This window comes from Microbacterium sp. NPDC089188 (assembly GCF_040685155.1).
Lineage (GTDB): Bacteria > Actinomycetota > Actinomycetes > Actinomycetales > Microbacteriaceae > Microbacterium > Microbacterium galbum.
On the sequence record NZ_JBFBHH010000001.1, the window covers coordinates 63,585 to 81,644 of the forward strand.

Here is an 18,060-nt window from a genome sequence, read left to right on the forward strand (position 1 = left end):
GGCTATCGTCGCTCGCACACGACCCGAAGGACCCCGGATGCCGTTCACCCCCGACCCCGCGATCTTCTACGACACCGCGGGAGACCCCTCTGCGCCGACGGTCGTGCTGATCGCCGGCGGCGGCGCGCAGCTCATCGCCTGGCACGTCGACTTCGTGTCCGCGCTCGTGGGACGCGGCCTCCACGTCGTGCGCTTCGACAACCGCGACGTCGGCCTGTCGGCCCGCTTCGGCGGTCCCGACGACATCGACGGCGGCTACGGTCTCGAGGAGATGGGCGACGACGTCATCCGCGTGCTCGACGACCTCGGGATCGACGCGGCGCACCTCGTCGGGCACTCCATGGGCGGGATGATGGCGCAGATGGCCGCGATCCGGCATCCGCAGCGCGTGCACAGCCTCGGCCTGCTCTCCACGATCCCGGGCCGCGACCCGCGCTACATCCTGCACGACGAGCGTCCCGAGCTCATGCGGGAACCGGTCCGCTACAGCCGCGACGAGGTGCGCGCCGGAGCGAGGGCTTTCGCCGCCTCTACCGCCGGCGAGCGCTACCCGCTCGACGTCGAATGGAACACGTGGGCCGCCGTCGAGGCGTTCGACCGCGGCTACGCCCCGGAGGGCTTCTCCCGTCAGTGGTCCGCGCTGCTGCGCGCTCCCGAGCGACTCGAGGCGCTCCGCGCGCTCGACGTTCCCGCACTGGTGTTCCACGGCCGCGACGACGACGTGCTGCACTGGAGCGCCGCCGTCGACATGGCCGAGGCCCTGCGCTCCGCCGAGGTGCAGGTGCACCCCGGTATGGGGCACTTCATCGTGCCCGAGCTGTGGCCCGAGCTGATCGCCGGTATCGAGCGCGCCGTCGAAGCCGGCGAGGCCCGCCGCGCCTGACTCGCAAGCGTTCGAATCGTCGACGCCCGCGGCCACGGCCCTGGACCGGCACGCGCCGCATCAGCGACCGGCTGCAGCGGAGATCCCTGCGCCCGCGCGCAGCATCAGTGCCCGGCGTCGGCGGAGGCGTTGCGGCGCACGACCCGCTGCACCCCCGTCACCACCCCGACGATCATCAACCCGAGCGCCAGCCCGAATACCGCGGACATCGCCGTCTCCACGATCCACACGACGACCGGACCCGCCGCCTCGATCGCGTGCGTCACGAGGTGGACGAGCTCGTAGGGGCCCGCCCAGAACGTCTCCTCGAGGTTCTGCAGCACGAGGTGCCCGCCGACCCACAGCATCGCGACGGTGCCGATGACGCTGATGACGCGGAAGACGGCGGGCATGGATGCCACGACCCGCACCCCGAAGCGTCGGACCGCACGCGAGGGGCTCTTCATGAACCGCAGCCCGATGTCATCCACCTTCACGAGGAGCGCGACGGCGCCGTAGACGACGAGCGTCATGGCGAGGCCGATGACGAGGAGTGCAGCGAGCGTCATCCAGATGCTGAGCCCGGGGTCGAGGCTGGACAACGCGATCAGCATGATCTCGGTGCTGAGGATCAGATCGGTGCGCACGGCGCCCAGCACGAGCTTCTTCTCGTCGCGGGGCTCGTCGGAGTCGTGCTCACCGTGGCTCACGCCGAACCACTCGAGCACCTTCTCCGCGCCCTCGAAGCACAGGAAGCAGCCTCCGATGATGAGCAGGTACGGCAGAACCCACGGTGCGAAGGCGGTCAGCAGCAGCGCGATCGGGATGATGATCACGTACTTGTTGATGATGCTGCCCAGCGCGATCTTCCACACCACGGGCAGTTCCCGCGCCGGGGACAATCCCTGCACGTACTGAGGGGTCACGGCCGCGTCGTCGATGACGACGCCCGCGGTCTTGGCGCTCGCGCGCATCGCGGCGCTGAGGATGTCATCGACGACGGCGAGCAGACCGACCGACATGTGCGTATCTCCCGGGGGGTGAGGATGCCGGCGTGTGCACGCCGCGGGACGACACTAGCGGGTGCGCGGTGGATGCCGCGGTGGCTGGCGTCGCCGCCCGTCCCCTGTCGAGAGCCCGTCGGCGTGGCTAGGGTGATCCTCACGGGATCGGCAGGGGGAGCACATGTCATTCATCACCCGCGGCTTCGGCGGTCGTCGTCGGGAACGCGATCCCCGCCTGCCCCCGGGCCAGACCCTCGTGTCGGACTGGCCGGTGCTGTCGGCGGGGCCGACCCCCGCGGTCGACGCCGCGGCGTGGGAGTTCGCGATCGGCACCGAGAAGGGCGTCCATCGCTGGAACCTCGAGGAGTTCCAGGCGCTCGGCATGGAGGACGTCACGGTCGACATCCACTGCGTCACGCACTGGACGAAGCTCGACATGCCCTGGCGCGGCGTCTCGCTCGACCGCGTCTTCGCCGAGGTCGACACGAGCCACCGCTACGTGATGGTGCACTCCTTCGGCGGGTACACGACCAACCTCGCCCTCGACGATCTGCTCGGGGGGAAGAGCTGGATCGCCTTCGAGGCCGACGGCGCGCCCCTCACCCCGGAGCACGGCGGCCCCGCCCGCCTGCTCGTGCCGCACCTGTACTTCTGGAAGAGCGCGAAGTGGGTGCAGGGACTCATCACCATGGCATCCGACAAGCCGGGATTCTGGGAGCAGAACGGGTACCACCTGCACGGCGACCCCTGGCGCGAGGAACGGTACGGGTGACGCGTCGACCGGCATCCTGGCACGCGGCCACCGTCGTCGCGACGCGCCCCGAGACGTCGACCGCGCGGCGCATCGAGCTCGACGTGCCCACCTGGCCGGGCAACGACGCCGGTTCGCACCTCGACGTCAGACTGACCGCCCCCGACGGCTATCAGGCGAGCCGCTCGTACTCGATCGCCTCCTCGGGCGAGGGGACGCGGATCACGCTCGCGGTCGACGAGGTGCCCGACGGAGAGGTATCTCCCTTCCTCGTGCACGAGCTGCGCGAGGGGGACCGCATCGAGGTGCACGGCCCGCTCGGCGCCTTCTTCGTGTGGACGCCGTCGGCCGACCCCGCACCGGTGCAGCTGATCGCGGGAGGGTCGGGGGTCGTCCCCCTGTTCGCGATGGCGTCTGCGCACGCCGAGGGCGCCGACGCCTCCCCCTTCCGCCTGCTGTATTCGGTGAGATCGGCTGACGACATGTTCTTCCGCGACGAACTGACGGCGCTCACGGCGCGCGACGACCGCCTCGACCTCGAGGTCGTCTACACCCGCAGCGCCCCGGCGGCATCGGCGATCCCGCCCGGGCGGTTGACCGCCGATCGGGTGCGCGCCGCGGTGATCCCCGCGGCAGAGGATCCACGCGTGTTCGTCTGCGGTCCGACGCCGTTCGTCGAGGCCGTGGCGGGGTGGCTGATCGAGCAGGGTCACGCACCGTCGCGCGTGCGCACCGAGCGGTTCGGAGGTTCGTGATGACCGTGCTCGACGGCAACGCCCTGGCCGGGCGCCTCGACGATCTCCTGGGGTGGGATGCCAGCGGCTCCGAGGTGCGCTGCACGCGCTGCGGCATCCGCGGCCTGCTCGCCACCGCCTCGGTCTACGCGTCCGCGATGGGCGCGGTCGTGCGATGCCGCTCCTGCGACGCGGTGCTGCTCACCGTCGTCGACGCGCCCGACGGTCGCTCTTGGCTCGGGATGCCGGGGCTCAGCGCCCTGGAGCTGCGGCGCGGGTGAGACCGGCGGTCGCCGACGACATCGGCATCCGGAACGAGAAAAGCCCCGGCGAACCGGGGCTTTTTCTGCGGAGACGGAGGGATTTGAACCCTCGGTCCCCTTACGGGGACTCCACCTTAGCAGGGTGGTGCACTAGGCCTGACTATGCGACGTCTCCAGGTGATCGAACCTTGCGGCGCGAGCACACCGGTCAATACTAACCGGATGCCGCCCGGCATCCGAAACCGAAGTCCGGATGCCGGGCAGCGGGGCCGGGCGTCACTGACGCACGTTGCCGTTCGAGCACGTCGCCTGGGCGGCGGTCTGACCCGCGATGCCCTCGGGGAGCACGACCGTGCCCGGGGTCGATCCCGGGGTCGGGGTCGCGTCGGCACCCGCCGACGGGGCGTCGGTCGCGGCGTCGGTCGGCGCGGGAGCCGCGGTTTCGGACGGGGCCGGCGTGGCGTTCGCGTCGGCGATCACGCCGTCGCCGTCGCTGAGGTTGCCCGACAACTGCAGGGGCTGGTTCGCGGCCAGCGCGGCCCACAGGGTGTCGGCATCCCCGCGGTCGGGGACGACGCGGTTCGGGTCGGACGGATCGGTGTAGGTCGGGTACTGGATGAACACGATCTCGCTGAAGGGCACGTCCTTCACCGCCGAGGCGATCTGGACGAGGGTCAGCGGGTTGGTCAGCGACGTCGAGGGATCGACGTTGCGCAGCGCAGTGGAGGCCAGCTTGTACAGCGTGGCGGGGTTCGAGAGCACTTCCTGGCTCTTCAGCTTGTTCGCCAGTCGCGACATGTACTGCTGCTGGTTCGAGATGCGGCCGAGGTCGCCGCCGTCGCCGACGCCGTGACGGGTCCGAAGGAACTGCAGGGCGTCGAGACCGACCACGGTGCGCATGCCGGCGGGCCAGTCGATGCCCGTGTACGGGTCTTTGATGCCGTTCGCGATGCACACGTCGACGCCGCCGATGGCATCCGTGATGTTGATGACGCCGCCGAAGCTGACCTTCGCGGCGAACGGGATCTCGAGACCACTGAGGTCGGAGATCGTCTCCACGACGCACGACAGGCCGCCGTAGGAGAAGGCGCTGTTGATCTGCTGCTTGCTCATCGCGGAGTGCTCGACGCCGTCTTTGTCGGTGCACGAGGGGATCGGCACCATGAGGTCGCGCGGGAACGAGATGACGGTCACGCGGCGCGGCGCGTCGGAGATGTGCACGAGCATGTTGACGTCGTTGAGGCTGCCCTCGGAGTCGGCGCCGGTGCACCGGTCGCCGAACAGCTCCGCGAACTCGGGCTCGCACTCGTCGGTGCCGATGAGCAGCATGTTGACGCCGCCCTTGAGCTCACCGAGGTCCGGCGGTACCGCGGGCTGGTTCTTCAGTTCGACGGCGTCGGCGGTGAAGCTGCGAGTCAGGTCGACCGCGGCGTACGCCAGCACCGTTCCGCCCGAGACGAGCAGCACGGCGAGAACGATGGCGAGACCGCGGAACAGCTGGCCGAGCGGACCGGGCGAGGTGAGCCGCCCGTGGCGGGCGACGGTCCTCGGACCGCGCGGGGTGGTGGTCTTGCTCACTCGGGTCCTTTCACGACGGATGCCACCGGCCCGGCAGCACGTCGACCCCGGCGCGGCAGCCGAAGGTCGCAGCAATACTAGGGATCCACGGCTGTGAATGCCGTGAGGACCGGGCGTTTCACCCGCTCCGGCGGCGTGGGCCCACCCCCGTTCGACTCCCGCTCAGCCGGTCATAACGCGAAACGCGGACCCCTGCGGGGCCCGCGTTTCGCGTTGCGGAGGGTGTGGGATTCTCCCCACCGCCCCTCCACACGCCGCGCGGCGGCGTGCGGAGCCTCCGGCGGCGTGGGCCCACCCCCGTTCGACTCCCGCTCAGCCGGACATAACGCGAAACGCGGACCCCTGCGGGGCCCGCGTTTCGCGTTGCGGAGGGTGTGGGATTCGAACCCACGGGACATTGCTGCCCACTGGTTTTCAAGACCAGGTCCATCGGCCGCTCGGACAACCCTCCTGGACGAGCCGAGTCTACCGACCGCCCGCGATGACGGCGTCCAGCCCCCGTGGTGTGACGCCGGGGCTCGGTAGCGTCGGACGCATGGCGACGAGAACGCGCGGAGCGCTGGCATCCTTCTTCCTCCGGCTCGGAAGCCGAGTGTGGGTGCGCGCGGCCATCTTCACGGTCATCGCGATCGTCGTCGCCCTCGCCGCCCGTTTCATCGGCCCGCTCCTGCCGTTCTCGTTCAGCTTCTCGCTGGGCGACGGCGCCGTCGACTCCCTCCTGCAGATCATCGCGACGGCGATGCTGACCGTCAGCACCTTCTCGGTGACCGCCATGGTGACGGCCTTCTCGTCGGCGACCACGACCGCGACGCCACGGTCGACGCAGTTGCTCATCGCCGATCCGACCTCGCAGAACGCCGTCTCGACTTTCGTGGGGGCGTTCGCCTTCTCGCTCGTCGGCATCGTCGCGCTCTCCACCGGTTACTACGAGCAGCAGGGGCGGTCCATCCTCTTCGTCGCGACGCTCGTGATCATCGCCATCGTCGTCGTGACGCTGCTGCGGTGGATCTCGCACCTGTCGACATTCGGGCGGATGGCCGACGTCATCGACCGCGTCGAGAAGGCGGCGGCTCTGTCGCTCGAACTCCACGCCGAGTATCCGACCCTCGGGGCCCGCGCCGCCGTGCCGGTTCCCGTCGACGCCGTCGCCGTCCACGCCGACGAGGTCGGCTACGTCACCCACATCGACGTCGCGGGGCTCGAACGACTGGCACGGCAGGCGGACGTCGAGATCCACGTGCGCGCCACCCCCGGGCGGACCGCCGACTCGCGCGTGCCCCTCGCCTTCGTCACCGGCGACCCCGGGCACGACGTGATCGCCGGGGTCGTCCGCGCCTTCCGCGTGGAGCACCACCGGACGTATGAGCAGGATCCGCGGTTCGGCGTGATCGCGCTCGCGGAGATCGGAACGCGCGCCCTCTCCCCCGCGACGAACGATCCCGGGACGGCCATCGACGTGATCGCCGCGCTTCAGCGCGTGTTCTCGCGCGCCCTCACCACCGAGCGCGCCGAAGACATCGATCACGATCATGTGTTCGTCCCGGCCCCGCAGCTTCCCGACCTCGTCGCCGACGCTTTCCGTCCCCTGGCGCGCGACGGAGCGGGGCTCCTCGAGGTGCAGGTGCGCCTGCAGAAATGCCTCGCCTCGCTCGCGGCATCCTCTCCGCGCGACGCGGCGGTGTTCGCCGACGGTGCGCGCGCGGCGCTCGTGCGCGCGCACCGTGAGCTCGCCCGCGCCGACCGGGCCGTGCTGGATGCGGCGGTCGCCACGGCGTGGGCGGCCACGCCCCGACGCGGCGCCTTCCGCCGCTGAACGCCGTCTATGTCCGGGGTATCCATTCGCCTCGGGCGGACGCCTGTCACCTCGGGCAGGAGTAGACCGGACCTCATCAGCCCACCACGACCCGCCGGGCCGTCTGAGATGAGGAGGCATCCCATGATCGTCACCACCCTGTCTTCGCAGATCGTTCTGGCGGTGTTCGCGCTCGTGTACGCGGCATCCCTGCTCGCCGCCGTCGTCGCGGTGCGCGATCCGCACAACGGCGTCGGACTCAAAGCCACGTGGGCCGTCGCCCTGCTGCTCCTGCCGCCGGTGGGGCTGGTCGCGTGGGAGGCGTCGCGGATCGCGGATCACCGCGCGGTGCGCGCCGGACACGCGGCGCACGTCTGAGGAGTGGGCCGGTCCCTTCGACAGGGTCAGGGACCTCACCGTGCGGCTGGTGTCGGACGTGGCGCCGGCCCCTTCGACAGGCTCGGGGACCTCGCGTGGCGCGTCAGGGCGAACGCGTGGCGGGCGCGATCACAACGCGCGCAGGATCGCGGCGACGCCGCCCTCGGTGACCGAGAGGCCGACCTCACCCGCGGCGGCGTGCACCTCGGGCGGACCCTGGTGCATCGCGATCGCGCGACCGCCGTTGCGGACCGCCCACTGCATCATCTCGATGTCGTTACGGCCGTCGCCCATGACGAGCACGCGCTCCGGCGCGATGCCCAGCCACCCGCGAACCAGTTCGAGGGCCGTGGACTTGTCGACCCCCTTCGGGGCGATGTCGAGCCACGCGGTCCAGCCGATCGCGTACGAGACCTGCGTGAGGCCGATGCGCTCGACGAGCTCGAGGAAGTCCTGGTCGGTCTGCTCGGGGGCCACCACGACCACACGGCACACGGGCTGCGCCGACAGCTCGGCGAACGCGACCCTGTCGGCCTTCTCGAGGTTCCAGTCGTCGAGGTAGTCGGTGAACAGGCGCTTGCCGTCGGGGAGCTCGACGAGGAAGTGCGCGCCCGCGAGGTGCTCGCCCAGCAGGGTCAGCACCTCGGAGGGATCGAAGGTCTCGACGTGGGCGCGGACGTAGTCGCCGTCATCGCCGTCGCGTCGCATGACGATCGCGCCGTTGGAGCACACGGCGTACTCGGGACGGATGCCGAGGCGATCCATGATCGTGTGGGTGCTGTCCCAGCTGCGACCGGTGGCGAGCATGACCTCGTGACCCGCCGCCTGCGCGTGGGCGACGGCCTCGACGACTCCGGGGCTGAGCGTGTCGTCTTCGAGCAGCACGGTGCCGTCGATGTCGAGCGCGATGAGCATGCGCCCGGCGCGGGCGTCGTCGGCCAGGTCGGCGACGACGTCGGCCGCCTCCTGCTTCGGCGCGCTCTCGACGGCACCGGTGGCGGGCAAAGCGGCCTCGTCGGTCATGCGATCGGCTCCATGACCTCGAGGCCGCCGAGATAGGGGCGCAGCACCTCGGGTACGAGGACCGACCCGTCTTCACGCTGGTGGGTCTCGAGCAGGGCGACGATCCACCGCGTGGTGGCGAGCGTGCCGTTGAGGGTCGCGACCGGCTGCGTCTTCCCGCCGTCGGCGGGACGGAACCGGGTCTCGAGGCGCCGGGCCTGGTACGTCGTGCAGTTGGAGGTGCTCGTGAGCTCGCGGTAGGCGCCCTGCGTGGGGACCCAGGCCTCGATGTCGAACTTGCGCGCCGCGCTGGATCCGAGGTCGCCGGCGGCCACGTCGATCACGCGGTAGGCGAGCCCCAGGTCCTGCAGCATGCCCTCCTGCATGGCGACGAGACGGTCGTGCTCGGCCTCGGCATCCGCCGGGTCGGTGTAGACGAACATCTCGAGCTTGTTGAACTGGTGCACGCGGATGATGCCGCGGGTGTCCTTGCCGTAGGAGCCCGCCTCGCTGCGGTAGCAGGTGGACCACCCGGCGTAGCGCTTCGCGCCGCGCTCCAGGTCGAGGATCTCGTCCATGTGGTACCCGGCGAGGGGCACCTCGCTCGTACCGACGAGGTAGAGGTCTTCCTTGGGCAGGTGGTACACCTCGTCGGCGTGCTGGCCGAGGAAGCCGGTGCCGCGCATGACCTCGGGGCGCACGAGCGTCGGCGGGATCATGGGGGTGAAGCCCGCCTGCAGAGCCCGATCGAGTGCGAGGGTCATGAGCGCGAGCTCGAGCCGCGCACCGATGCCGGTGAGGAAGTAGAAGCGGCTGCCCGACACCTTCGTGCCGCGCTCCATGTCGATCGCGCCGAGCAGCTCGCCGATCTCGAGGTGGTCGCGCGGTTCGAAGTCGTAGGAGGGGACCTCGCCGTGCGTGCGCAGAGTGATGAAGTCGTCTTCTCCGCCGGCCGGGACGCCCTCGAGCACGATGTTCTCGATCTTCGACAGCGCTGCCTCGGCGGCCTCCTCGGCGGTGGTCACGGCGTGCTGTGCAGCCTTGACCTGCTCGCTGAGCTGCTTGGCCTCGGCGACGAGCGCGGCCTTCTCGTCCTTCGGCGCGTGGGCGACGCGCTTGCCATGGGCGTTCTGCGACGCGCGCAGCTCCTCGAAGGCGGTGATGGCGGCGCGGCGGTCGCGGTCGGCGGCGAGGGCCTCGTCCACCGAATCCGGCGACTCCCCGCGGGCGATCTGGGAGCGCTTCACGAGCTCGGGATCTTCACGCAGCAGAGTCAGGTCGATCACGCGTCCATCCTACGGTCGCGCTCGACCGCTCCTTCCGCGTCGAGCGGGGTGCATCGATCGACGACCGGCGGGTACGACTGAGCGTGCCGGCATCGCCTCACGCCGTTCGACGCTCCGCCGAACGAAGGGAGACATGCGCGTGCGGCATCCCGCCGTCAACCCCGTCTCTTCGGCGGGTTCCGCCCGCCCGCGCGGTCCTATGGTGGATGCCATGGCCGCCCCTGACGAGCCGCGTGACGACGCGGAGTCCCCCGAGAACGTCCCCGACGACGCCCCCGCCGACGTGCAGGCCGACGCGGCCGCGGCCGACGGCTCGCACGAGCACTTCGACTCCGCCCGCCTGGGCGACGACGTGGCCGATCATCCGCGCAAGGACGTCCCGCACCCCAAGGACGCCGCGGAGCCCGACGACACCATCCATCAGCCGGAGGACGTCGACCCCGACTCCTCGGCCGAGCTCCCCGGCAAGGCCCAGCGCGTGGACGCCGAGGGCGAGGACGCCCCGATGGACGCCGAGACCACGCAGAAGAAGCGTGCCGCCCTCGTCTACAACCCCACGAAGGTCGAGCCCGAGGTGCTGCGCGCCCGGGTGGCCGAGCTCGCCGGCGAAGCCGGGTGGGCTGAGCCGCTGTTCTACGAGACGACCGTCGACGACCTGGGCGACGATGCGACCCGCGCGGCGCTCGACGAGAAGGTGGATGCCGTGCTCGTGGCCGGCGGCGACGGCACCGTGCGCGCGGTCGCCGAGGCGCTCACCTCCACCGGCGTCCCCCTCACGATCGTCCCCAGCGGCACGGGCAATCTCCTCGCCCGCAACCTCAACCTCCCGCTGACCGACACCGACGCCATGATCCGAGCGACCTTCGAGGGCGACGTCCACTCGATCGACACGGGGCTCGCCCGCATCCGCCGCGCCGACGGCGAGATCGAGGAGCACGGGTTCTCGGTCATGGCCGGCATGGGCCTGGATGCCGCGATGATCCAGAACACGCGAGACGACCTGAAGAAGCAGGTCGGGTGGGTCGCCTACGTCGACGGAGCCGCCCGGTCCCTGGTCAACGCGAAGCCGTTCCGCGTGATGTACCAGCTGAACGGTCACCGTCTGCACTCGGCGAAGGTGCACAGCGTGCTCTTCGCGAACTGCGGCGCCCTGCAGGGCGGAGTGGCGCTGATCCCCGACGCCTCGATCGCCGACGGTCGCCTCGACGTCGCCGTGCTGCAGCCGACCGGAGTGCTGGGTTGGCTGGGCGTGTGGCGGAGCATCGTGTGGGACAACTCGGTGCTGCGCAGGTTCCGCGCCGGCCGGCGCGTGCTCGAACGCCGCAAGGACTCCTCGGTGCGGTACCTGCGGGGCACGGGCATCGAGCTCGCGACCGCGCCCGCGCAACCGATCGAGCTCGACGGCGACGAGTTCGGCGAAGCGACGCGAATCTACACGCGCATCGTGGCGGGCGGTCTCATCGTGGCGCTGCCGAAGGGGCACGACGTCTCCTCGATCTGACGCGTGACGTTCCGGTGCGCTGCGGCTCCTTCATCCGGCGAGAGCACACGGCCCGCGCGACATCACACGCTCCGGCGGTCCCGGCCCGAGTGATCTCGTCACGATCGCGTGGTTTCGGGAGCGTGGGCGGGTGTCAAGCCCGGAGGGGCGGATGCCGGGGTGGATAGCGTCGGGGAATGGCAACGCCTTCGATCGTGTGGTTCCGTGACGACCTCCGCCTGACCGACAATCCGGCTCTGCGTGCGGCACTCGACCGCGACGAGCCGATCGTGGCGCTGTACGTGCTCGACGAGGAATCGGACGGCGTGCGCGAGATCGGCGGGGCGGCGCGGTGGTGGCTGGACGGGTCGTTGGCATCCCTCGCCGAACGGCTCGAGGACCGCGGCGCGACGCTCGTTCTGCGCCGGGGGGCGGCGGCGACGGTGCTCCCGGCGGTGGTCGACGAGGTCGGCGCCGGCGCCGTCTTCTGGAACCGCCGTTACGGCGGGGTCGAGCGCGAGATCGACGCAGGTATCAAGGAGAAGCTGCGCGACGACGGCGTCACCGTGGCCTCGTTCGCGGCGAACCTCCTCTACGAACCGTGGACCGTTCGCACGCAGAGCGACAAGCCCTACGGCGTGTACAGCCCGTTCTCGCGCGCCGTTCAGAAGCTGCCCGCGCCGAGGCCGTCGATGCCGGAGGCGCGAAAGATACCCGGGGTATCGGCATCCGTCGACTCCGACGACCTGTCGTCATGGGGCCTGCTGCCGACGAAGCCCGACTGGGCCCAGGGCCTGCGCGAGACGTGGGAGCCGGGCGAACCGGCGGCCAAGGCGCGGCTGAGGGAGTTCCTCGACGACGACCTCGGCGACTACTCGAAGTACCGCGACGAATTTGCCGGCGGAGCCACCTCGAACCTGTCTCCGCGGCTCCGGTGGGGCGAGTTGAGCCCGTATCAGGTGTGGCACGACACCGTCGAGCACCGGGGTTCGGGCGAGCACGCGAAGAGCGCGAGCGGCTTCCTGTCCGAGCTCGTCTGGCGCGAGTTCGCGTGGCACGTCACGTACCATTCCCCCGACATCGCCACCGTGAACTGGCGCCGGAACTTCGACGACTTCCCGTGGCCGAAGCTGAACCGCTCGCACCTCGAGACGTGGCAGAAGGGACGCACCGGTGTGGCCGTCGTGGACGCCGGGATGCGTCAGCTGTGGAAGACCGGCGTCATGCACAACCGCGTGCGCATGGTCACGGCATCCTTCCTCATCAAGAATCTGCTGATCGACTGGCGTCACGGCGAGCAGTGGTTCTGGGACTGCCTGGTCGACGCGGATGCCGCGAGCAATCCCTTCAACTGGCAGTGGGTCGCGGGATCGGGCGCGGATGCCGCCCCCTACTTCCGCGTCTTCAACCCCGAGACGCAGCGCAAGAAGTTCGACCCGCACGACGCCTACGTGCGGGAGTGGGCGCCGGAGTACCTCGGTGAGGACCCGCCGGAGCCGATGGTCGACCTCGGCGAGACCCGCAAGCGCGCGCTCGACGCCTACGCGCACGTGCGGCACGGGGGCTGAGCCGGCGGGTCACGTCTGCGCGGGCGCCGTTCCGCGCGAGTCGCCACCGCCGGCCTCGTCCTGCTCGTCGCCGGATCGCCCCGCCCGCGTAGCCCGGAGGCGACGGTGACGCCGAACACCGCGGTGAGGATGATCCACACCGACCGGGTTCGGCATCCTGGCACGCGAAAGGGGCGCCACCTCGCGGTGACGCCCCTTTCGAAGCCGATGTCAGTTGACGCGCTGCTCGTCGGCGTCGTCCTCGTCGTCGTCTCCCGGGATGAAGACGTCGACCACGGTCACGTTGATCTCGGCGACCTTCATGCCCACGAGCTCGGTGATGGCCTGGTGCACGGCCGAACGCACGTTCGCGGCCACGCGCTGCAGCTGCTCGGGGTAGTCGACCTGGATCGCGATGTCGGCGGCGACCTCGGTCTCGCCGACCTCGACGCTCACGCCCTGCGCGTGGTCCTTCGCGCCGACGGCCTGGCGGATGTTGCCGATCACGCGGGCGGCGCCGCCACCGAGGGCGTGGACGCCGGGGACCTCGGCCGCGGCGATACCGGCGACCTTGGCGACGACGGCGTCGACGATGACGGTCGAGCCGCCGTCCTTCGTGGCGGGGGTGGGGGTGGCGGTGGTGGTGCTCTCAGCCATGTTCGCTTCCTTCCGTCGTTCCGGGACCGTGTGTCCCGCGATGTCATAGGTGAGACGCGCGGCGGAGAGGATTCGTCACGGAATTCTTCCTGGGAGAAAGCTGGGGATGGATGCCGGCTCCTCAGCCCTCTTCCCATTCGACCGACACGGGCTCGATCGTCGCCGTCTCTCCCGGAGTCTCCTCACCCCAGAGCACGACGCGCGTGTGAGCGGTGAACAACACGCGGACGTCTCGGTCGCCCGCCACGGTGAAGCGCTCGAACCGCCCCCCGTCATGCACGGCGGATTCGATCCGTCGCTCGAGGTCGGCCACATCCTGTCCGGGCGCGAGCGAGAACGTCGCGTCGTCGACGGCCATCACCGTGCGCATCACTGGGACTTCATCGCTCATGCGCGGCACCCTAGGAACGCCCCGGCCCGTCGGTCACGGGGGTTGCGCGCCCGCGGAAGCGGAATACGCTCCACCCGATGCGCGTTGAGCTGAGGGTGAACGACGCGATCCCCTCCCTCTCCGTTCTCGACCTCGTGCCCGTGCGTCACGGGCAGACCAGCGCGCAGGCGGTGAGCGCGGCCCTCGATCTCGTCGAGCGCGCCGACCGCCTCGGCTACCGCCGCTACTGGTTCGCCGAGCACCACAACATGCCCTCCGTGGCATCCACCACTCCCCCGGTCCTCATCGCCGCTGCCGCCGCGCGCACGAGCCGCATCCGTGTGGGGTCGGGCGGCGTCATGCTGCCGAATCACTCGCCGCTCATCGTCGCCGAGCAGTTCGCGGCGCTCGAGGCGCTCGCCCCCGGCCGCATCGACCTCGGTATCGGCCGTGCGCCGGGCAGCGACCCGGTCATCACGCAGTTGCTGAACCGCTCGGGAACCACGAGCGACGTCTCGCGCTTCCCCGACCACGTCACCGACATCATGGCGCTCACGTCCCCCGACGGAGCGACCGTGCGCTTCACCTCCGGCAGCGAGTACCAGGTGAAGGCCACGCCCTCGGCATCCGGGGTGCCGCAGGTGTGGCTGCTGGGGTCGAGCGACTACTCCGCTCAGCTCGCGGCGTCGTTCGGTCTGCCGTATGTGTTCGCGAACCACTTCGCCGGCGAGGGGCTGGACCGGGCGCTGCACCTGTACCGCGACCAGTTCGTGCCCAACGAGTCCGGAGAGGGTCCCCGCACGTTCGTCACCGCGAACGTCGTGGCGGCGCCCACGGCCGACGAGGCCGAAGAGCGGGCCGTGCCGCAGCTGCGCATGATGGCGCGCCTGCGCACGAACAAGCCGCTCGTGCCGCTCGAGACGGTCGAGCAGGCGAAAGCCGATCCGTTCGACGCGATGGCGGAGTCGATCATGGCCTCGACGCGGCAGAAGTGGTTCGTCGGAACCGGAGCCGAGGTGCAGGGTCAGCTCGCCGCGTTCGCCGCGCAGCACGGCGTCGACGAGATCATGGTCTCGCCGGTCGCGGGTGCGTACGACGGCGAGGGGTCGGAGGGCCGGGCGCAGACGCTCGAGCTGATCGCGGCACCGGCGGCAGTCGCGGCATAATGCTGAGGTGGCTGAGCCAGTCGAAGCCACCGGAGTCACCGCGGGTCCCGGGCCCTCCAATAGGCTCAGGGACCTTTGCTCCTGCGAGGAGGCTCGGGCTCAGCGACCCCCGCGAAACGCGAGCGGTCTGAGCCCGTCGAGGGCGCCGCGCGCGCTCAGGTCTCGGGCTCGCCGCTCAGCAGGCCGCGCAGCCAATCGCGCGCCTCGACGAACACGTCGTCGCCGTAACGGGGCGGGTAGCGGACGATCGCGCGGTCGGCCCGCGCGTACGAGCCCAGGAAGATGACCTTCGGGCTGAAGCGCCGCAACCCCAGCAGCGCGTCGGCCATGCGCTCGTCGTGCACGTGGCCGTCGGCGTCGATGACGAAGCGGTAGCGGCCGAGGGCGTCGCCGATGGGCCGGGATGCCAGCAGGCTGAGGTTGATGCCCCGGGTGGCGAACTGCTCGAGCAGCTCGAGCAGGGCACCGGGGTGGTCTTCGGGGAGCTCGACGATGAGCGAGGTCTTGTCGGCGCCGGTCGGGGGCGCGGGAGCCACGGTGCGGCTGACGAGCACGAAGCGCGTGACGGCGTTGGGGTTGTCGCCGATGCCCTCGGCGAGGACCGTCAGGTCGTGGTGAGCGACGATGCCGGGTGCGGCGATCGCGGCGTCTGCGGCGCTCGTGCCGTCGAGCACACCGAGGGCGCTGGCGACGTTGCTCTCGGCGGGAAGGTGGGCGTGCGCGGGGACGTTCCGGCTCAGCCAGCCGAGGCACTGCCCGTAGGCGACGGGGTGCGCGGCGATGAGCGACACATCGGCGAGGGTCGCTCCGGGCCGTCCCACGAGCACGAAGTTCACGGGCACGAGGTACTCGCCCACGATGCGCAGACCCGGGACCGTCGCCAGGGCGTCCTGCGCGGTCGACACTCCGCCGTCGACGGAGTTCTCGATCGCGATCATCGCGGCATCCGAGCGCCCCTCGACGACGTCGGCCAGCGCCTCGCCGACGTTGCGCACGGGCCGCCAGACCTGGTCGCGGGCCTCGGGGACCTGCGCGAGCGCGGCTTCGGTGAACGTGCCGGCGGGTCCCAGGTAGCTGTAGGTACGGCGGGCGGGCACGGTCTCTGTGTCGGGCAGCACGGCGTACAGCCTAGACCGGCGACGCACGGCCTCTCTTCGTGGCCGGCGGGGGCGCCGCACGACGACGGATTCGCCGTGAATGCGCAACGGCGTGTGCGCATGTCGGAGGGAGCGGGCAGACTGGGCGCATGAGCAGTCGCGCAGGACAGCCCGCCGAGGCATCCGATCTCATCGACATCGACGAACTGATCGCCGCCTACTACGACCGCAAGCCGGATGCCGCGGTGCCCGAGCAGCGCGTCGCCTTCGGCACGAGCGGTCACCGGGGATCGTCGCTGAGCACCAGCTTCAACGAGGACCACATCCTCGCCACCACCCAGGCGATCGTCGACTACCGCGCGGCGCAAGGCATCACCGGCCCCCTGTTCCTCGGTCGCGACACGCACGGCCTGTCGCTGCCGGCGGAACGCAGCGCCATCGAGGTGCTGGTCGCGAACGGCGTCGACGTGCGCGTCGACTCCCGCGACGCGTGGGTGCCCACCCCGGCGCTCAGCCACGCGATCCTCACGTACAACCGCGACCGTGCGACCGACGATCCGGGCCGGGCGGACGGCATCGTCGTGACCCCCTCGCACAACCCGCCCCGCGACGGCGGCTTCAAGTACAACCCGCCGCACGGCGGCCCCGCCGACACCGACGCCACCGGCTGGATCGCCGACCGCGCGAACGAGCTCATCGCCGCGGGCCTCGACGGCGTGCAGCGCACCCGTCACGCCGACATCGACCTCGACGGCCTCGGTCAGTACGACTTCCGTGACGCGTACGTTCGGGATCTGGCATCCATCATCGACGTCGACGCCATCAAGAGCGCCGGCGTGCGCATCGGCGCCGACCCGCTGGGCGGGGCGTCGGTCGAGTACTGGGCGCTCATCGCCGAGGTCTACGGCCTCGACCTCACCGTCGTGAACCCCGAGGTCGACCCGACGTGGAAGTTCATGACGCTCGACTGGGACGAGAAGATCCGCATGGATCCCTCGTCGCCCTCGGCGATGGCCTCGCTCGTCGCCGCGCGCGACGAGTACGACATCCTCACGGGCAACGACGCCGACGCCGACCGGCACGGCATCGTCACCCCCGACGCGGGGCTGATGAACCCCAACCACTACCTCGCCGTCGCGATCGACTACCTCTTCTCGCACCGCGAGGGCTGGCCGACGGATGCCGCGGTGGGCAAGACGCTCGTGTCGTCGATGATCATCGACCGCGTCGCCACCTCGCTCGGCAAGACGCTGCTCGAGGTGCCGGTGGGCTTCAAGTGGTTCGTCCCGGGTCTGCTCGACGGCTCCGTCGCCTTCGGCGGTGAGGAGTCGGCCGGTGCGTCGTTCCTGCGCAAAGACGGCACCGTGTGGACCACCGACAAAGACGGCATCCTGCTCTGCCTTCTCGCTGCCGAGATCCTCGCCGTCACCGGCAAGACGCCCTCGCAGCGCTATGCCGAGCTCGAGGCCGAGTTCGGCGCCTCGGCCTACCAGCGCGTCGACGCTCCCGCGTCGCCCGCGCAGAAGTCGGCCCTGTCGAAGCTGTCTCCGGATGCCGTGACCGCCACCGAGCTCGCCGGTGAACCCATCACCGCGAAGCTCTCGCACGCGCCCGGCAACGGCGCCGCGATCGGCGGCCTGAAGGTGCAGACGGAGTCGGCGTGGTTCGCCGCGCGTCCCTCCGGCACCGAAGACGTCTACAAGCTGTATGCCGAGTCGCTGCGCGGCGAAGAGCACCTGCGCGAGGTGCAGGAAGAGGCCCGCGCGGTCGTGTCGGCCGCTCTCGGCCAGGCCTGACCCGCGTCCGTCGAAGCGGCGTCGTCCTCCGGGGCGGCGCCGCTTTCGTGTGTCCGGGGCTCGCGCAGCGCACGGGCCCGGCAGAGCGGGGCGCCGCGGCAGAGCGGAGGCGGACGGCCACGGCCCCACCCACGCCGATAAACGCGGTTCCTCACGAGACACGGTGCGACACCGCGTTTACGCGAAGGAATGGCGTTTATCGGAGCGGGGGGAAGGGGGACGGCGGAGGATGCCGCGGCCCCGAGCGCTCAGCAGAACGTCGGGGCAAGGGAAAGCCCGAGAACGCCGCGGCCCCGG

Annotated in this window: 17 protein-coding genes and 2 tRNA genes; 10 read left to right on the top strand and 9 right to left on the bottom strand. The window is 70.7% G+C overall.

Annotated features, from left to right (window positions below; translation table 11 throughout):
• Positions 1-37: 37 nt before the first annotated feature.
• Positions 38-883 (top strand): alpha/beta hydrolase, encoded by an 846-nt coding sequence (locus AB0N80_RS00260; RefSeq protein ID WP_315994517.1) that lies wholly within the window; start codon positions 38-40, stop codon positions 881-883.
• 104 nt (positions 884-987) lie between these two features.
• Here the strand turns inward: AB0N80_RS00260 and AB0N80_RS00265 are convergent, their stop codons facing one another.
• Positions 988-1,884: a DUF808 domain-containing protein gene (locus AB0N80_RS00265; protein ID WP_315994516.1), complete on the bottom strand. Its 897-nt coding sequence runs from the start codon at positions 1,882-1,884 to the stop codon at positions 988-990.
• A 163-nt stretch (positions 1,885-2,047) separates the two neighbouring features.
• On the opposite strand from AB0N80_RS00265, the gene AB0N80_RS00270 reads away from it, so the two are divergent.
• Genes AB0N80_RS00270 through AB0N80_RS00280 form a run of 3 tightly spaced genes read left to right on the top strand, consistent with a single transcriptional unit; the run spans position 2,048 to position 3,632 of the window.
• Complete coding sequence (locus AB0N80_RS00270; protein WP_315994515.1) at positions 2,048-2,638, top strand: molybdopterin-dependent oxidoreductase; 591 nt, start codon at positions 2,048-2,050, stop codon at positions 2,636-2,638.
• Positions 2,635-3,372 carry an FAD-binding oxidoreductase gene (locus tag AB0N80_RS00275; RefSeq protein WP_363576854.1) on the top strand — a complete coding sequence of 246 codons (738 nt, stop codon included), beginning with the start codon at positions 2,635-2,637 and terminating at the stop codon, positions 3,370-3,372. Before AB0N80_RS00270 ends, AB0N80_RS00275 begins: the two co-directional genes overlap by 4 nt.
• Positions 3,372-3,632: a DUF6510 family protein gene (locus AB0N80_RS00280; RefSeq protein WP_363576856.1), complete on the top strand. Its 261-nt coding sequence runs from the start codon at positions 3,372-3,374 to the stop codon at positions 3,630-3,632. Before AB0N80_RS00275 ends, AB0N80_RS00280 begins: the two co-directional genes overlap by 1 nt.
• Positions 3,633-3,700: 68 nt before the next feature.
• Here AB0N80_RS00280 and AB0N80_RS00285 read toward each other — a convergent pair.
• The 3 genes from AB0N80_RS00285 to AB0N80_RS00295 all read right to left on the bottom strand — a co-directional run bounded on the left by AB0N80_RS00285 (position 3,701) and on the right by AB0N80_RS00295 (position 5,643).
• Positions 3,701-3,789: transfer RNA gene (locus AB0N80_RS00285), tRNA-Ser, on the bottom strand.
• A 101-nt stretch (positions 3,790-3,890) separates the two neighbouring features.
• Positions 3,891-5,192: an LCP family protein gene (locus AB0N80_RS00290; protein WP_363576858.1), complete on the bottom strand. Its 1,302-nt coding sequence runs from the start codon at positions 5,190-5,192 to the stop codon at positions 3,891-3,893.
• A 366-nt stretch (positions 5,193-5,558) separates the two neighbouring features.
• Positions 5,559-5,643 (bottom strand) — tRNA-Ser (locus tag AB0N80_RS00295).
• Between the two features lie 84 nt (positions 5,644-5,727).
• On the opposite strand from AB0N80_RS00295, the gene AB0N80_RS00300 reads away from it, so the two are divergent.
• Both AB0N80_RS00300 and AB0N80_RS00305 read left to right on the top strand, forming a co-directional pair.
• On the top strand, positions 5,728-7,005 hold the full coding sequence (locus AB0N80_RS00300) for a DUF2254 domain-containing protein (RefSeq protein ID WP_315994511.1): 1,278 nt from the start codon (positions 5,728-5,730) through the stop codon (positions 7,003-7,005).
• A 123-nt stretch (positions 7,006-7,128) separates the two neighbouring features.
• A complete protein-coding gene (locus tag AB0N80_RS00305) occupies positions 7,129-7,362 on the top strand; it encodes a PLDc N-terminal domain-containing protein (RefSeq protein WP_315994510.1) in 234 nt (77 codons plus the stop codon).
• Between the two features lie 129 nt (positions 7,363-7,491).
• Here the strand turns inward: AB0N80_RS00305 and AB0N80_RS00310 are convergent, their stop codons facing one another.
• On the bottom strand, positions 7,492-8,385 hold the full coding sequence (locus AB0N80_RS00310) for an HAD family hydrolase (protein WP_315994509.1): 894 nt from the start codon (positions 8,383-8,385) through the stop codon (positions 7,492-7,494).
• Positions 8,382-9,650, bottom strand: coding sequence for a serine--tRNA ligase (gene serS / locus AB0N80_RS00315; protein ID WP_315994508.1), 1,269 nt, complete (start codon positions 9,648-9,650; stop codon positions 8,382-8,384). Before serS ends, AB0N80_RS00310 begins: the two co-directional genes overlap by 4 nt.
• 211 nt (positions 9,651-9,861) lie before the next feature.
• On the opposite strand from serS, the gene AB0N80_RS00320 reads away from it, so the two are divergent.
• Both AB0N80_RS00320 and AB0N80_RS00325 read left to right on the top strand, forming a co-directional pair.
• The gene (locus tag AB0N80_RS00320; RefSeq protein ID WP_315994507.1) at positions 9,862-11,151 is read left to right on the top strand and encodes a diacylglycerol kinase family protein; all 1,290 of its coding nucleotides are present in this window, start codon (positions 9,862-9,864) and stop codon (positions 11,149-11,151) included.
• A gap of 176 nt (positions 11,152-11,327) precedes the next feature.
• Entirely contained in the window at positions 11,328-12,698 is a 1,371-nt protein-coding gene (locus AB0N80_RS00325) for a deoxyribodipyrimidine photo-lyase (RefSeq protein ID WP_363576862.1), read from the top strand.
• A gap of 210 nt (positions 12,699-12,908) precedes the next feature.
• On the opposite strand, the gene AB0N80_RS00330 is transcribed toward AB0N80_RS00325, so the two are convergent.
• Together AB0N80_RS00330 and AB0N80_RS00335 are read right to left on the bottom strand one after the other, a co-directional pair.
• A complete protein-coding gene (locus AB0N80_RS00330; RefSeq protein WP_315994505.1) occupies positions 12,909-13,334 on the bottom strand; it encodes an Asp23/Gls24 family envelope stress response protein in 426 nt (141 codons plus the stop codon).
• A 121-nt stretch (positions 13,335-13,455) separates the two neighbouring features.
• Positions 13,456-13,725 carry a hypothetical protein gene (locus tag AB0N80_RS00335; protein ID WP_363389248.1) on the bottom strand — a complete coding sequence of 90 codons (270 nt, stop codon included), beginning with the start codon at positions 13,723-13,725 and terminating at the stop codon, positions 13,456-13,458.
• Between the two features lie 77 nt (positions 13,726-13,802).
• Here AB0N80_RS00335 and AB0N80_RS00340 point away from each other — a divergent pair, with 77 nt between their 5' ends.
• Entirely contained in the window at positions 13,803-14,870 is a 1,068-nt protein-coding gene (locus tag AB0N80_RS00340; RefSeq protein ID WP_363576864.1) for an LLM class flavin-dependent oxidoreductase, read from the top strand.
• Positions 14,871-15,025: 155 nt separating this feature from the next.
• Here the strand turns inward: AB0N80_RS00340 and pheA are convergent, their stop codons facing one another.
• On the bottom strand, positions 15,026-15,988 hold the full coding sequence (gene pheA / locus AB0N80_RS00345; protein ID WP_315994502.1) for a prephenate dehydratase: 963 nt from the start codon (positions 15,986-15,988) through the stop codon (positions 15,026-15,028).
• Positions 15,989-16,116: 128 nt separating this feature from the next.
• On the opposite strand from pheA, the gene pgm reads away from it, so the two are divergent.
• Positions 16,117-17,763: a phosphoglucomutase (alpha-D-glucose-1,6-bisphosphate-dependent) gene (gene pgm / locus AB0N80_RS00350; protein WP_363389241.1), complete on the top strand. Its 1,647-nt coding sequence runs from the start codon at positions 16,117-16,119 to the stop codon at positions 17,761-17,763.
• The last annotated feature ends 297 nt before the right edge of the window (positions 17,764-18,060 follow it).